General features: G+C 32.0%; 6 protein-coding genes. 4 read left to right on the forward strand and 2 right to left on the reverse strand.

Annotated features, from left to right (window positions below; translation table 11 throughout):
- Positions 1-11 precede the first annotated feature (11 nt).
- Complete coding sequence (locus LG45_RS10340; protein ID WP_052087555.1) at positions 12-1,658, forward strand: DNA primase family protein; 1,647 nt, start codon at positions 12-14, stop codon at positions 1,656-1,658.
- 1 nt (position 1,659) lies between these two features.
- Positions 1,660-2,547, forward strand: a complete 888-nt coding sequence (locus tag LG45_RS16120; RefSeq protein WP_052087556.1) for a DUF6371 domain-containing protein — start codon at positions 1,660-1,662, stop codon at positions 2,545-2,547.
- A 1,717-nt stretch (positions 2,548-4,264) separates the two neighbouring features.
- Here the strand turns inward: LG45_RS16120 and LG45_RS10350 are convergent.
- Together LG45_RS10350 and LG45_RS10355 are read right to left on the reverse strand one after the other, a co-directional pair.
- Positions 4,265-11,299, reverse strand: coding sequence for a YDG domain-containing protein (locus tag LG45_RS10350; RefSeq protein ID WP_035126921.1), 7,035 nt, complete (start codon positions 11,297-11,299; stop codon positions 4,265-4,267).
- Between the two features lie 386 nt (positions 11,300-11,685).
- The gene (locus LG45_RS10355) at positions 11,686-12,405 is read right to left on the reverse strand and encodes a hypothetical protein (RefSeq protein WP_035126923.1); all 720 of its coding nucleotides are present in this window, start codon (positions 12,403-12,405) and stop codon (positions 11,686-11,688) included.
- Between the two features lie 194 nt (positions 12,406-12,599).
- Between LG45_RS10355 and LG45_RS10360 the strand changes: the two genes are divergently transcribed.
- On the forward strand, positions 12,600-15,503 hold the full coding sequence (locus tag LG45_RS10360; RefSeq protein ID WP_035126924.1) for a TonB-dependent receptor: 2,904 nt from the start codon (positions 12,600-12,602) through the stop codon (positions 15,501-15,503).
- Between the two features lie 478 nt (positions 15,504-15,981).
- Complete coding sequence (locus tag LG45_RS10365; RefSeq protein ID WP_035126926.1) at positions 15,982-17,367, forward strand: GH1 family beta-glucosidase; 1,386 nt, start codon at positions 15,982-15,984, stop codon at positions 17,365-17,367.
- The last annotated feature ends 4 nt before the right edge of the window (positions 17,368-17,371 follow it).

Genomic DNA, 17,371 nt, shown 5'->3' on the forward strand with positions numbered 1-17,371 from the left:
TTTTTTTAATTATGAAAAAGCAAAACGAAGTAAAAAAAGATTTAAAGTGTACTGTAGAAGAATTTAGTAAATATGATATTAATTCGGAGTTTGATCTTCTTGCTGATGAAGCAAAGAAAGAAGAAACAAATGAACTTTTAATTCAGGAAAAACACTTGGCAGATCTATTATTATCTATAAAAGAAGTTGATTTTGTAGCAGAAAAAAATCCTAAAATTTTGCAATTAAGAGCTGAACATGAAAAATTAGCTAAGAAAGTTTTAGATAAAAAAGGTAATCCAAAGGATGCAAATTCTGATGATTATATTAAATATCAGTCTATAGATAAGCAGATTTCTTCAATTAAAATTAGAGTGCGAGAGTATTCCGTTCTAGTGATTAAAATATTTAAAAAAATAGTTATTGACAATAATTATGACTTAAAGGTATTTGAAAAAGAGATTGTTTTTTATAACGGTAAATACTGGCAAAAAATTACTGAAGAAAGTTTTTCCAGTTTTTTAAGTGAAGTAGCCCGAAAAATGGGTTTAAAATCACTAATGTATGAGCATCATACATTTGGAAATGACTTAATAAAACAATTTATTCATAGTAATTTTAGACAACATGCGGTTAAGACAAATGTCACCGCTATTAATCTTCAAAATGGAACATACAAGTTTATTAATGGAGTAGGTAAATTATTCCCTCATAATAAAAATGACAACTTAAACTATATTCTTTCTTTTGAATATGATGAATCTGTTACGTGTCCTATTTTTTTAAATTATTTAGAGCATTGCTTACCCGAAGAAGATAAAAGAATGGTTATACAAGAATTTTTTGGATACGTATTTACTCCAAACGAAGTACTTAATCTTGAAAAATGTCTTTTAATGTATGGTTCTGGTTCTAATGGAAAATCGGTTTTAAACAATGTAATGGAAAGAATTTATGGAAAAATTAATATCTCTTCTTTTTCAATTTCAAAATTGACTTGCAAACAAAGAGGTGAATATTATTTAGCAAGTATCCAAGGCAAATTATTAAACTATTGTAGTGATACTAATGGTGCAATCGATGATTCAGGTGTTTTTAAACAATTGATTTCAGGAGAGAGGGTTTCTGCTAGACATCCATCTGGTAGACCTTTTGACTATTTGAATAATTGTAAATTTATTTTTAATGTAAATTCTTTGCCTAGTTCCTCTGATGCAAGTAATGGATATTTTAGAAGATTTCTAATCATTCATTTTAATGTTGTAATTGAAGATCGATTTAAGGACGGTAATTTAGCTTTAAAAATTATTAAAAATGAATTGAGTGGTGTTTTTAATTGGATTTTACTTGGACTAAACAGATTGTTAAAAAATGGTTTTTTATCTGAATGTAATTCAAGTATTATTGCAGCAGAAAATTTCAGAAAAAAATCGGACAATGTATTTGATTTTCTTTGTGAGGAACAATACGAAGTAGTAGATAATGTTGAGTTGGGCGTAATATTTAGTGAGTTGTATGAGGATTATCTACGTTATCTAGCGATAAATGGCGGGATTCCTTGTAGAAAAGTAAACTTCAGAGAAAGACTTAACGGTCTAAAATTGGGAGGTAAAGAGGTGCATAGAAATGAAAAATGTAATGGAAATAAGCATAGAGTAAATATTAAAAGGATTATTTGAAATGGATACTTTTATTGAAACATACAATATATACAATCTCAATGTAAATCAGAAATATAGCACATGTCCGATTTGTTCTAGTAAAAGATCTATAAAAAACCAGAAACAGAAATGCTTAATTGTAAATTGGGATAAAGGTTTTGCTACTTGCCAACATTGTAGGATCGTAATTCAAATTCACGGTGCAAAAAGAGCACATAATTTTTTTAATTCATTTAGATATAAAGAAGATATTCCTGGTTCAAGACATTCTATTGAATTCTTTAATGAAGTTGTTTTTAAATTTAAAAATGATACTAACAATTTTAGTAATTTCTTGGAAAGTTATTTTACTAGAGAAAAAATTTTTGAGGCAGAGAGAAAACTATTAATATTTTCATCTAGTGATTTTTATACAAAATCAATTGCTTTTCCATATATAAACGAAAAAGAACAAATTACAGGAATAAAATTAATGCCATACAACAGTCAAGGTAAAAGAATCAAGAATAAAGATGGCAATGGTGTTGTAAATTGGATACATTCCTTGTATAAAATTAAAGATTGGAACAATGATTTTTGCTTATTTGGTTTACATCAAATAATAGAAAGAAGTGATAAATCGGTTCATATAGTAGAAAGCGAAAAGACAGCTTTTGTTATGACAATAGTAAAACCAGAATTTATTTGGTTAGCTACTGGTGGACTTATGATGTTGAATAGAAAAAAACTACTTCCTTTAAAAAATTATAGAATTGTGTTACATCCTGATAAAGGAAATGCATTTAATATTTGGAGTGGCTTAGCGAAAGAATTTCCAGAATTAAATATAATCGTATCAAGAATTACTGAAGATAATCCGTTTATAGATGACAAAGGTGATTTGGCTGACTATTATCTTAAACAATAATTATAAAATATAAACTTCAATACAAAAACGTAATAGGTTTCAATACAAAAACGTAATAGGTTCAATACAAAAACGTATTTGGTTTCAATGCAAGAACGTATAAGATTTCCATACAAATGCGTATAAGATTTCCATACAAATGCGAATTAGATTTCAATATAAATGCGAATTAGATTTCAATACAAAAACGTATTAGATTTCAATACAAAAACGTAATAGATTTCAATACAAAAATGTAATAGGTTTCAATACAACAACGTAATAGATTTCAATACAAAAATGTAATAGGTTTCAATACAAAAATGTAATAGGTTTCAATACAACAACGTATTAGATAATCTATTATACTTCAATAGAAAAATCTATTATACTTCAATAGAAAAATCTATTATACTTCAATAGAAAAATCTATTATACTTCAATAGAAAAATCTATTATACTTCAATAGAAAAATCTATTATACTTCAATAGAAAAATCTATTATACTTCATACACTTTGATAGAAAAATCTATTACACTTTGATAGAAAAATCTATTACACTTTGATAGAAAAATCTATTATACTTTGATAGAAAAATCTATTATACTTTGATAGAAAAATCTATTATACTTTGATAGAAAAATCTATTATACTTTGATAGAAAAATCTATTATACTTTGATAGAAAAATCTATTATAGTTCAATAGAAAAATCTATTATAGTTCAATAGAAAAATCTATTATAGATCAATAGAAAAATCTATTATAGATCAATAGAAAAATCTATTATGCTTCAATAGAAAATTTATTATACTTCAATAGAAAGATCGCCTAGATGGAACTACATATAGGAGCGTCAGCTTTAAGAACTTTAAAAAAAATGAAAATGAAATAAAAGAGAAAATTATTTCGCTGCATCATTGATAAAGTGAGTCTAACTTTTTAGTCCAATGCCTTCGGCGGACAATAGTTAGTTATCCACTTTATTAACAAGCCATAAAGCGGATAAATTAACTCGAAAAAAAAAGACTTATAACCCTTACTCAAAGTTGTTGAAAACTTTATGGTGCTTTACATAGGAACGCCTGTTAGCGGTTGTTTTATTCTTATTCGAAATAATAGCTCATTGTCATATCAGAATTTAAATTTTTTTTTCTGATTTGAGCAGGTTTCCATTCATTTGTCCTAATAATTTTTTTCAATTCACTTTCAAAATATTTTTCAAGTTTATGATTTTATTTAATGTGAAAATAAAAACTAAAAGAGGTGATTTTTGCATTTCGAAATTTATCCACATAAAATGAAATATCAACGAAAGCTGAAACATCATAATTTGGTCTTTTAATATAACCTTTTGGGTAAGTAATTGCAAAATCAATTTCTTTTTGCTTTACTTCACTATATTCATCTTCGCTATCATCTTTGTCATTTGGATGATTTGGTCTTCTATCACATTTAGCATAATACTTTGTATCAATTATATGCTTATTTAAGTATTTTTCATCAGCTACAGATAGAAGTTTTATTTTAGAAAAAGCGTTACAAACGAGCTACGAACGAGCTACGAACAAAGCCCCAATAAAATGGGAGGTAACCTTTTAAGAGGTTTCAATTAGTTCAAATCCTTTTATTTTTAGATCGATTTATAACTTTTTCAATGCTTACTAAGAATAAAAAAACCACAAACAATTTACTGTTTGTGGTTTAATTGATGTATGAACTATTTAAGGTAATACTATTACTTTTTAATCAAACGAAGTGTTTTGATATTTTCGCCTTGTGCTACTACTACATTATAAATTCCAGAAGGATAGTTATTTCCTACTTCTAGAATTGTGTTTTTAAGGGTATTTAATTGGCGCGTTTCTATAAGTTTTCCAAGCATATCATAAACTTTAATTTCCACTTGATCATCGCTATTTGTTGTAAAATTGAATTGAAAAGTGTTTGTAGATGGATTTGGATAAGCTACGACATCAAATGCATCTGTTTTCTCTGTTACCATTCTTGCTGGTGGGGTTGGACAAGAAATTTTTGTCAACAAAAGCGTTCTTGTATTGGCAGAAAGTCCAAAGGCATTCCCAGATTTGATGCTTAAGCTTTTATCTGTTGGAGAAAAGGCCGAGGTTCCTAAATAAACAACAGTAAAACTTAAATCAGTAGTTGTTAAAATATTTGATGAATTGCTCGGAAATGAAGGAGAAGTTATAATAGCACTAAGTGGAGCGGTAATGGTGTAATAATTGGCACTAGCCGTTGCTGTAAAACTATAGGTATAGCCTTCACTTCTGTTGCAAACAGATACATCTCCAGTAACTGTTCCAACAGTGTAGGGTAATCCCGCAGTTACTTTTAGTAACCTAGCGGTAGAAGCTTCATTAGGGGCTAAATTTATTGTAATGGATGAGCCTACATTGTTTAACGCTTTTACGCCAAATAATAGAGAAATTGTTGTAGAATTTTCAACTACAAACTCTGAAAAATTCACATAAATAAAAGAATCTGTTGAGGTTAAACCAGCAACTGGTTCACCATTTAAATCGGTTCTAGTAACACCAAGTGGTAATTCCCACAAATAAGTGTTTGCTAAAACAGATGGTGCAGCTGTTAATTTCAACGTTGTAGGCTTACCAATGTACTTACTCGCTACGGTTATTGCTGTTGTTGATCCTGATTCTGACAATACTAAAGAAGTTGGAGCGACCGGAATTGCTACCGTAAGACGAAGCAGTCTAGCGGAAGAAGTAGTTGCTGGTAAAAGTGCAACATTATTGGTAATTGAATTTCCTACGCCATTTAAAGCTTTTACACCAAATTGTAGAATTCCCGGAGCAACAGCATCTGTAAATTTTACATAAATAAATGGATTTACACTTGAGGTAGCGTTGTCAATAGTTAATCCGTCAAGAGCTGTTACTCTCGTTACTCCATTTGGTAATTCCCATTCATAGGAGTTTGCCAAAGTTGACGTAGCGGCTGATAGTCGATAAGTGCCTTGTTCACCAATTAATTTACTAATTGCTGTTATGGCTGTTGAGGTTATACCATCATTTAAAGTTAGCGTTGTTGGAGCAACAGGTACTGTGGTAGCAAGTCGTAATAATTTTGCTGTTGAAGTAGTTGTTGGAGTCAGTGCTGTATTGTTATTTATAGAACTTCCTACGCCATTAATGGCTTTCACACCAAATTGGAGGTAAGCCACAGAAACGTTATCGGTGAATTTTACATAGATAAAAGGTGCTGTACTAATTGTAGAATTTTCAACGGTTTCATCATTTAAACCACTTACTCTAGTCACACCAAAAGGCAATTCCCATTCGTATGCACTAGCCAAAGTAGCGGCTGAAGCGGATAATCGGTAAATACCTTGATTACCAATTAATCCACTAATAGTTGTTATGGCTGTAGTTGTCACTCCATTGTTTAGTGATAAAACAGCTGGAGGAGAAGGTTTTACAGCAATTAAGGTCATCAATTTAGCTGTAGAGGTTGTGGTTGGATTTATCACAGAACTGTTAGTGGTTATAGAAACACCTACACCATTTTTAGATTTTGCACCAATACGCAATACATGAGTCAATACTCCAGAGGTAGGAGTGTAAGAGGAGGTATTAAGATTTGTAACACCAGAAAAATTAACATAGATAAAAGGATCTACACTACTTGTGCTAGTCGTTACAGTTCCTCCACTTAAAGCTGTCATTCTTACGACACCTTCTGGTAATTCCCATTCATATGAAGTAGCACCAACTGCTGATGTAAGTGATAATCTAAGAACAGTATTAGTACCCATGTAAGGGGCAAATGATGTTATGGGAGCAGTTGTAATTCCGTTATTCATGTTTATAACCGGTGCTGTAGGAAGTATTCTGGTTAATGGAGCAGTTGCTTTAGGAATGGAATAACATCCTAAAGTATTTATGGTTTGAACATAGGGAAGTAAAGGAGTAGTAGCACTAGAAGCACTAAATTTAACAAATATAGTATTTCCGTTGGTTATAGTTAAACCTGTTAAAGGGTCGGTACTTGTAGAGGTCATTCCTAAAGGAAGAGTCCATTGATATAGAACATTATCTACGGCAGTTGCAGTTAACCTAAATTCGGTTTCGGTGCCAACATATATAGCTATCGCTGTTACTGGAGTAGAAGGTGTGGCTGGTAAAACGGCATTGTCATTTGTCAGTAATAATGTAGATGGAGTTGCAGGTATTGGTAAATCTGAAATGATTGCATAATTTGAAGTTATAACACCACAATCTGAAGTTACTACTACGCGGTATTTTGTACCATTCTCAGGAACAGTAGGTTCTGTTTTTGTTACAATTAAATTCGCTGATGTAGTTCCAGAATAATTATCATTATTTGCTAATAATGTCCATGTGCCAGTTAGTGGATCATCATTAACTAATTGACTGTACCATTTGAAGGACGCATTTAAAGAACCTGAAGCGGTTGTAAAAGTGGCAGTAGCACCAATAGACATACAAAGTGAAGCATTTGAAGGTTGTGAAACAATGCTATTAGAGTTTATGGTCAACTCCAATGTTTCTGTATGACATCCATTTATAAAACTGTAAGTACCACTTGCTGTATAAGTGTTTCCGTTTCCAGCAGTCCATGTATAGGCATCACAAGCGGAAATTGTTGTTGTGTTTGCTGTACTTGGTGCGATGGTTAAATCAAGAATTTCGGTAGTACATCCGTTTACATAAGTGTAAGTGCCACTGGTGGTATATGTAGTTCCGTTTCCTGCCGTCCAGGTATAGCTATCACATGTAGAAATTGTGGTTGTATTTGTTGTAACTGCATTGTAAATTACCGTAACATCTGCTGAAAAAGTTGTGGAGCATCCGTTAGCAATAGTCCAACGATAGACATAAGTTCCCACTTCGGAAGCTGTGGCTGTTGAAGCACCGCTATTCACGGAACTAAAAGTAGTGGTACCCACACCTGATACTTGTGACCAAGTTCCTGTTCCTGTTTGTGGAGTATTACCACCTAATGAAGTACTAGTTAACCCACAAATTGTTTGATTAGAACCGGCAGTTGCAACAGAAGGTGTGTTGGAAACTGTTAAGTTTAAATTTAAATCATCAATTCGCCAATTGGCTGTATCTGCACCTGGATTACCAGTTCCGTTAGTTCCGTATATACGAAAAGTGATAGGTGTTCCGTTACCTTGACCAACAAAATTAATACCAGTGTGAGATTTTAGTTGCCAAGTACTATTGTTTGATATAGATCCTGAAACTAAGTTGGTAGAATAATTATCTGCACTGCTTCTAACAGTATATAATTGTGGGCCAGAACCAGTACTTCTTGTTCCAAAACTAATATTATTAAGTGTAAAGTTATATCCTGCAGTCGGTGTAATGGTAAAAGCAAAATGAGTTGAAGTAGCATTATTCAATGCACCAAGTGGTACTGCAGCACCAGCATTGTTTGTTCCAGTTGATCCTGAATAACCTGATGATGCAGATACTGAGGTAATTAAAGTTGTAGTACCATTATTATTTCCTTGGCTTAAAGCCCCAACGGTAACATTTGGTTGAGATGTTGAAGGAGAAGCAGTTGCAAAAGTCCAACTTATATTTCCTGTATTACTTATACAAATGGGTTGTGTAACTGACAATATTTGTGTTTTCTGTAATGCAGCATTATAATTTTCATTACCTCCCTGATTCGCAGTAATAATTGCGTTACCAGGTCCGACGATAGTTACGGTATTACCGCTAATAGTAATTATTTCTGAATCACTAGTTGTGTAAAGAATTGCTAATCCTGAAGTAGCATTTTGTGTCAAAGTATATGATGTCGTTGATGCTGTACGAGTGTCGGTCGCCTCTAAAGTGATAATTTGTTCCGCTTTATTAATGATAAAAGCATACTCAGTTGACGTAGCTGATTCATAATTTGTATCAGTTGCAACTGTGGCAACCACAGTGTAACTTCCAGCATTAGTTGGCTTACTTGCCGAAGAAGCAACAACAGGATTAACTCCAGTATATAAATACGTTACGGCTTCAGTTGAACCTGTAACGGTTGAGGTACTTGGTCCTTGAGGTAAAGCATCATAGGTATAAGCATTAGCTCCAGTAACACTAATAGTCGAGGCAGCTTTTAAAATTGTAGCAGTAATACCTATAGGTTGTGCAAGTGTATAATTTGTGGACGATGCACCATCAAGAGTAAATCCAACCGCCGTAATTGGTTTATTAGTTCCAGCATTTGCCGTATCAAAATTATAAGTAACAGATGAATTGTTAACTGCAACGTCATCCAATCCTACTATTCCGTTGAGAGTAGCTGTTCCGGTTACTGTTGCTGTTGTAGTCGTATCATATGTTTTATCTACCCCAATTAAACCTGTAAAAGTTAACTCTTTTGGCGATACTGTACTACTAACTGTAGCAATAGTAACCGATGTAGCACCACTACTACTTAAAGTAACATCACCTGAGTAGGTTCCAGCAGCAGTTGTAGAAGCTAAACGAACATAAATTGGAGTGCTTACTATAGTTCCTGCTCCTCCAACTGTAACTGTAGTTCCATAACTTGATCCGTTTGATAAAGAAACTTCAAAACCAATTGGTGCCGTTACTAAAATACTTTCGGCTAATGATTGCCCGCTTACATTGAAGTTTGTTGGTGTTGTGCTTGGTGAACCATAAGTAGTATTAACTGCAGTTAAGGTGCCACTTGTAAAAATAGTTGCTGTTGTAGCAAAAATATCAGCAAATAATGTAGGTTGTGTTAAGCTATAATTTACAGCAGTTGTTCCGTTTAAATTATAATCTGTTACATCAACTTGAATTGCCGAATCAATTGCTGAACTTACAAAAGTTGCCATTGGCGTTCCAGTTAATGTTACATCATCACTGCCTACAATTCCTACTAATGATGGAGTGCCACTTAAAGTGGCAATCGTGTTACCATCAAAAGGTTTATTATTTGCAGTAATACCTGTAATAGTTAGATTTTTAGGTATAACTGTTAGCGTTTGATCAGCTGTAGTTGCGTTATAATTATCGTCAGTAGCTTGTGATGCTGTGATAGTTACTGTTCCTACTCCAACAATGTGTATGTTTCCAGAAACAATTTCAGCAACATTTGTATTGCTTGATGAATAGGAGATTGCATTTATTCCCGAAGTTGATGATGTTGCATTTGGAGCATAATCAGCAGTGCCATATACTTTAGAATCTGTAGCTGAAAAAGTGATGAATTGGTTGGCTTTATTAACTGTTATGTCTCCTGAAATATAAGTTGTTGCTGCATAATTAGCAGCATTGTATGTTGCACCAGATCCGTTTGTTAAGTTTGAAGGGGTTACACTATCTGTATAAATAGCTGGACTTAGCATACTCAAGGTAGCCGAATCGTTTACGGCTGCTCCAATTCCGTAAGTGTTTGTTACTGATGGACTTGTTCCTAAAGTATCTGAATATAATAATCCCGAAACAGTAAAAGCTGCAGATGAGCCACCTGATATAGTTGTACCGTATGTTTTGGAAACTCCATTTGCGGTAATTGTTAATCCAGTTAATGCTTGGTTAACCGTTAACGTGGTCGAAGTACTTCCTGCATTAAAACCTAGAGCTGCAGCTTGATTGGCATTAATTGTAGTTGTTCCGACAGCTTTTATAGTAACTATACCTGCATTAGTTATTGTAGCAACGTTTGTATTTGAACTTGTGTAGGTAAAAGACCCTGAACTATCCGATGATGCTGTCATCGCAAAACCATTTGCATCACCGTAATTTTTGTTAACACTAGGATATGCATTGAAAGTAGGGTTGACACTAGGTGCGACTGGAGTACCAGCTGTACTTGCTGTAGCTGCACCATCTCCAATTGCATTCACTGCTCTGATTTGAACATTGTAAGATGTTCCATTTGTTAACCCTGTAATAATAATGGGACTTGTTGTTTGAGCCGGAGAACAGGCAGTAAAGCTTATACCTCCGTTTGTAGAGTATTTATAATTGGTAATGGCAGAGCCACCATTTCCACCAGTAGTGAACGCAACACTTAACTGTCCGTCACCTGGAGTAATTGAATTTATAGTTGGAGCTAAAGGCACAGTAGCTGCAGCTGCAATCGATATATTATCAATTCCTATACCTTTACTCGCACCTGTACCATCAGGTCGCCACGTAACCCATCTAATTTGATACACTGAACTTGCTGCTAGACCAGTAACCGTAAACGATCTTGTTGATGTTGTATAACTAGTTACAGCACCAAAAGTCATTGCAGAACCTGAGATCGTTGTCCAAGCACCAGTTATGCCTAAACGGTATTGTAATGAATGACCAAAATCTTGTGTTGTTACACCAACATTAATTAATTCCAATTGGTATGAAACAGAAATTGAAGTTGCAGTACCAGTATTGATTGCCACTGCTATCATACTGTTACCATTAGTTGCATTTGAAGATTGTTGAATGTATGCTCTAGCATTTGAACTCGATGCATACCCGTGAACTCCACCTGTTGAAAGAGGTGCTGTTTGCGCAGCAATCGTTGCATTTCCACCAGGTTGAGCTCCTTCGGCAGCTGCTTGAGTTATTCTGTTAGTCGTAGAATTCCATGCAGCCATTCCAGCTGGCATAGAAGTAAAGGTTGCTGTTCCAAAATTTTGAGTGTAAGGCAAATTTTGTGCGGTTGGATTTGTCTGCCCAAGTCCTTTTATGGAGACAAGCAATAACATTAAAGTTAAACTCCAAAAAGAAGATGAAGTAACTTTAAAAAAAAGTAAATTGTTTTTCATAACGGGGTTTTTTAAAGCTACTTTAAATTTAGCTTTGTTATAATTTTTGTTACAAAAATAAATTTTGTTCTAAAATTTAAATATGATTACGTGATACTAAATTATTATTTTATTGTAAATTTAGACGACATATTGTGTTTTTAATCACCTGATTTTCAGAGGTTAAATATTTTAAATACAGTGTTTTTTTAAATTACAAGCTTAATAATTGTAAATAATTTTCTAAACTTTTTTAGGTTAATTTGAATTTAGCACTTATTTTTCAAGCACTTTTAAGGCTTCTTCAAAAAATTAATTTACTTTATTAAAATTTACTTTTTTTGTACAAAAATTTGTGGTAAGATTTTTTAGAATTAGGGTTTTAAGGTTTAGAAGTAAAGAGGTTTCTAGTTTTGTATTTTTTTCCCTAATTTAAAATTAAGTCCTAATGAAATGGCACTCATTTGTCCATTTAAATTATTTTTTTCATCGGAAATATTTCCATCCCAAGTATGGTGTTGTCTAAAATTATTTATTAAGCTTAAATCTACAAATAAAGCTACGTTTTTACTAACATTGTACATTGGAGCGAATCCATAAATTACTCCCAAAATGTAATCAGGAGAACCAATAACCTGGTTTTCAGATGATTTAATGGTTTTAAGCGAAGCAATATTAACGCCTAAATGTATGGGTAAGTTAAACCTTGAGGTATGATTGATACCAAATACGGTATTCAAGTTGAACATGGTTTGGATAGAAAGTCTAAACTGAGCAACATCAAAATTTATACTTTTTACATTATTAGGAGTAAACCTATCAAAAGTTAAATCTGATTTAAAGGTAACGGATTTATTCATGTAAAATCTAGCACCTATACCAACTGAATTTAAATTTAACTCTCCAAGAACCTTGTCATTTTCTGAAGAAAAATATCCATCATTGTATGGTTTGATACCTCTACTGCTTCCAAAAGCAAAATCAATAGACCATCTATTTGTTTTTGCTTTATTTACACTTATTGAATCATTTTTTTCTTGTGAAAAAGAATTCATACACAAAATAAAGAATGAAAGAACTAACAAAATACGTTTCATAATTATGATTTTTTTGGCAAATCTATTCATTTTAACACATGTTATAAATAGCAAATTGAATTGTTAACGATTTGAAAACATTAGGTCTGCAAATTTATCTTTTTATGTTTTTATAAGAAATGATTTGTTAATATTATTCTAAGGAAAATGTTAAATTTATAATTTTAGGATAACATTAATTTCACATTTATACTCTTAGTTTGCATCACACAAAATCAAACCCCATGAAGTATTTTCATATTATTTTTGTTTTTCTAATCACCAATATTGTTACCGCACAAAATGGAATTATTGTTGGTAGTGTTGTTGATGAAGCTAACGGTTCTTCAATGCCCGGTGTCAATATCTATATTAAAAGTATCAAGTTTGGCGCAAATTCTGATGCTGACGGTAAATTCATTTTTAGAAATATACCAGCAGGATCTTATGAAGTTGAATTAAGTTCTATAGGGTATCAAACTAAAGTTGTTGCTGAAGTAATTGTTGTAGCAAATGAAACAACAAACTTAAATACTACTCTTGTTGCACAAAAAAATGTTTTAGACGAAGTGGTAATTACAAGAACCAAAGCCAAATCAGAAACGGTTAAGTCATTACTTATTGCACAAAAAAATAGTGCCAACGTATCTGATGGAATATCCGCAGAAACAATTAAAAGAACGCCTGATAAAAGTACTTCGGATGTTTTGAAAAGGATTAGCGGAGCAAGTATTCAAGATAATCGTTTTGTAATTATTAGAGGTTTGAATGATAGATATAATGCTGCTTTTTTAAATGGGGCTCCATTGCCAAGTTCTGAACCTGATAGAAAAGCGTTTTCATTTGATATTTTCCCATCCAATATGTTGGATAATTTAATAATCACAAAAACTGCTAGTCCTGATTTACCGGGAGATTTTGCTGGAGGTGTTGTTCAAATTAATACTAAATCTGTTCCAGACAAAGATTTTCAAACAGTTACTATAGGTACTGGATACAACACAGTAACTACTTGGAAAAATCAAAAAACTTACAAAGGCAGTGGAACAGATTGGATGGGTTTTGATAATGGTACACGAGACATTCCTTCTCAAATACCAAGTACAGAGGTGTTTAATGCTTTGTCGTTTGAAGATAGAGCACTTATTGCTAAATCTTTTAAGACCGATTGGAATATTAATGATAACAGTTTTAAACCCAATACTAATTTTCAATATTCTATAGGACGACATTTTACTTTTAAAGAAAAAGTTTTAGGTGTACTATTTTCAATTTCCAATAACAAAACCAACAGTTTTAATGAAGTTATTAGAAATGAATATGAAACACCAGATGCAGCGATGCCATCTGTTTTAATTTCAAAATTTAATGATAACAACTACAGCGAGCAAGTTTTGACAGCTGGTTTAGCCAATTTTTCATTTAAATTTAACGAGAATCACTCACTTTCATTAAAAAACATTTACAGTATAAATTCAAATGATTTAGTGGTTATCAGAAATGGACAAAAAGATGTAACGGATTTTAGAACTATTGATGCAGATGTTAGATGGTTTACAAGTAATAAAATATATTCTGGGCAATTAAATGGAGAACACTATTTTTCTGTACCAAAAATTAAGATGAATTGGACTGGTTTTTACAGTAACATAGACAGGAGTATTCCAAACTTGAGACGTAACATATATACCACTGCCAATCCGAACAGTACAGATCCGGCTGAAACTGTTGCTTACGCTGCAATTGCAAATAATAATGGTGGACCGGATTACGGTGGAGGTATGTTTTTTTCTGGAAATATTGAATTCATTACTGGTGGAAAAGTTGACTTTTCAAAGAAATTTAACATCGGTAAAAATCTAACAAATGAGCTTAAAATAGGTGGTTTTTTTCAATCTAGAGAAAGAGATTTCTTTGCACGACAATTGCAATACAATACCTTAACGCAAGGTGGTACTTTTGATGATAATTTACTGACATTACCAAATGCTCAAATATTTAATGTGGCAAATATGGGTCAGATTTCACCAGGAGTAAATGGATTTACTTTATTTGATTTTACTAAACCTACCGACTCTTATTCGGCGACTGCAAAATTAAATGCGGGTTATGTTATGCTAGACAACCGTTTTAAAAAGTTTAGATTAATTTGGGGTGTAAGATATGAAAGTTATGTTCAAACCTTAGATTACAAAGAATCAGAAACAGTTAGTTCTTCTCGAAATAACAAACAGAATGATTTTCTTCCATCAGTTAATTTAGTGTATGCTTTAAACAGTAAACAAAACATTCGTGTAAGTTATTCTAAAACTTTAAATCGTCCAGAATTTAGAGAGTTAGCTCCATTTGGTTTCTATGACTTTACTACTCAATTTTTTACAGAAGGAGATACATTAAAAATAGCAACAATTAAAAATTTTGATTTGCGATATGAAATTTATCCTGGTAAAGGTCAAATACTTTCTGTTTCTTATTTTAATAAACAAATCACTAATCCAATTGAGATTATACAAAAGGTGAATAACAAAAATATCACCTACAAGAATGCAAGAAGCGGCGAAATTAGTGGATTTGAGTTGGAATTTAGAACCTTATTAAGTTCGATTTTCACTACAAAAGAAACTACTTTTTTTGATGATATTACTTTATTTGCAAACACAGCCATTATAAAGTCTAATGTTGACGTTTCTAATATTGCTTCTGCTAATCCTGAAAAGAATAGACCGCTACAAGGACAATCTCCTTATGTGATTAACTCTGGATTGCAATATTTGAATAAAGATAATGGGTGGGCATTTTCAGCAAACGTAAATAAAGTTGGAAATAGAATAGCTTATGCCTCAAGTGAAATTGAGCCTTCTATTTGGGAGAAAGGAAGAACATTTCTTGATTTTCAGATAGCTAAGAATTTGATGAAAAACAAAATTGAATTGAAATTAAATATTCAAAATGTGCTGGCTCAAGATCAAATTTTCTACCAAAACAATTATAGTAAGACAGCCAAGTATGGTACTTTTGAAACACTTGGAAACTATGTCTTTACTGGTGACTATTTGTATGAAGAAGGTTATAATGCTAAGAATGATGATATAATTTGGTTGACTAAATATGGTCGTTCCTTTTCGTTAGCCCTCACGTATACTTTTTAATCAATTGTAGATAGTAGAATCTAGCCATTAACATTTTAAGTGTATCATAAGGTTACTATTTTAATGGAATAGTTTTTTTAACTCTTGACTCATTTTTCACTTCTGTTTTTTAATTCAAAATTGTTTTTTAGAATAGTTGAGTTCTATTTCTTGTTTAGTTGACTTTAGCTTATTGCTAGTTATCTAAATTTTAAAATTTCACAATTAAGTGGAACCTAATTTACTAGTTTATAATTCTTACTAATAGAATTGAAATTTTTTATAATTGAGTAGTAATAAAACAAAAAAATAGTTGGCAACCGAATTCATAGTTATTAGCTAGCGACATTGATGATTCTCAAGATTTCTATTATCGTAGGTAAATGTTTCAAGTTTTTTAAACATAAAAATGAACAAATTAATATTTACTAAAATAATTACAAATAAACTAAAAATACACAATTGCAATTGACAAGAGTTTTAAAAAATAATAATTGAAATGAAGAATCATGATAATTTAGTTGGAAAAACATTCAATTATAATAAAAGTGACTTTGGGGACGACTTCCTATGGGGTATTTCCACTTCTGCATTTCAAACGGAAGGCTTTAATGACAAATTTGGTAGAGGACCATCAATATGGGATGAATTCTCAAAAAAAGAAAAAGCCATAGCAAATAATGATTCTCCAAATATCGCAACTAATTTTTATGAAAATTATAGAGAAGATATTTTGTTAGTAAAAAAAATGGGTATTCCTAATTTTAGATTTTCAATTTCTTGGTCAAGAATTCTTCCTAATGGGACTGGAGAAATTAATCAAGAAGGAATCAAATACTACAATGAAATTTTAAGTTTTTGTATTGAAAATGATATAGAGCCTTTTGTGACCCTATATCATTGGGACTTACCATTGGAACTAGAAAAAAAAGGTGGATGGACCAACAGAAGTATTTTAGATTGGTTTGAGGAGTATACCAAAGTATGTGTAAATGCTTTTAAAGATAAAGTAAAGTATTGGATAGTACTAAACGAACCTTCAGTATTTGTAGGAGCTGGTTATTTCCTTGGAGTTCACGCGCCTGGTAGAAAAGGGCTTGTCAATTTTTTACCAGCAATGCATCATGCTTTATTATGCCAATCAATCTCCTACAAAGCCATTAAAGAGATCGACCCTAAATGTGAGGTAGGCTCAACTTATTCTTGCACCCACATAACTCCCATTTCTTACAAAGAAAAAAATATTAAAGCAGCCGAAAGGATTGATACATTGTTGAATAAATTATTTATTGAGCCTTCGCTTGGTTTAGGTTATCCAATAAAAACATTACCTTTTTTGAAGCACGTTTCTAAATATTTTATACCTGGTGATGAGGTATTGTTGAAAGTAGATTTTGATTTTATTGGCTTACAAAATTACACCAGAGAGGTGGTAGAACATGACTCATACGTGGCTTATGTCAATGCCAAGCTAATTTCTGCGAAAAAAAGAAAAGTTGCTACAACTTTAATGAGATGGGAAATTTATCCTCAATCCATTTATATGATGCTTTTAAAATTTAGTGAATATTCAGGCGTCAAGAAAATTTTGATCACAGAAAATGGTGCTTCATTTGAAGATGAGGTTAGTCAAAATGATGTGATTGCAGATAATGATCGAATTTTTTTTATAAGAGATTATTTGCAGCAAGTTTTGTATGCGATGGAAAAAACAGACAAAATTAAAGGTTATTTTGTTTGGTCCTTAACTGATAATTTTGAGTGGATTGAGGGTTATAAACAAAGATTTGGATTGGTTTACATTGATTATGTATCTCAAAAAAGAATCATAAAAAATTCGGGTAAATGGTACAAGTTTTTTTTAGAAGGGGCATTAAGTAACTAAAGTT

It is taken from the genome of Flavobacterium aquatile LMG 4008 = ATCC 11947 (assembly GCF_000757385.1).
Taxonomy (GTDB): Bacteria; Bacteroidota; Bacteroidia; order Flavobacteriales; family Flavobacteriaceae; genus Flavobacterium; species Flavobacterium aquatile.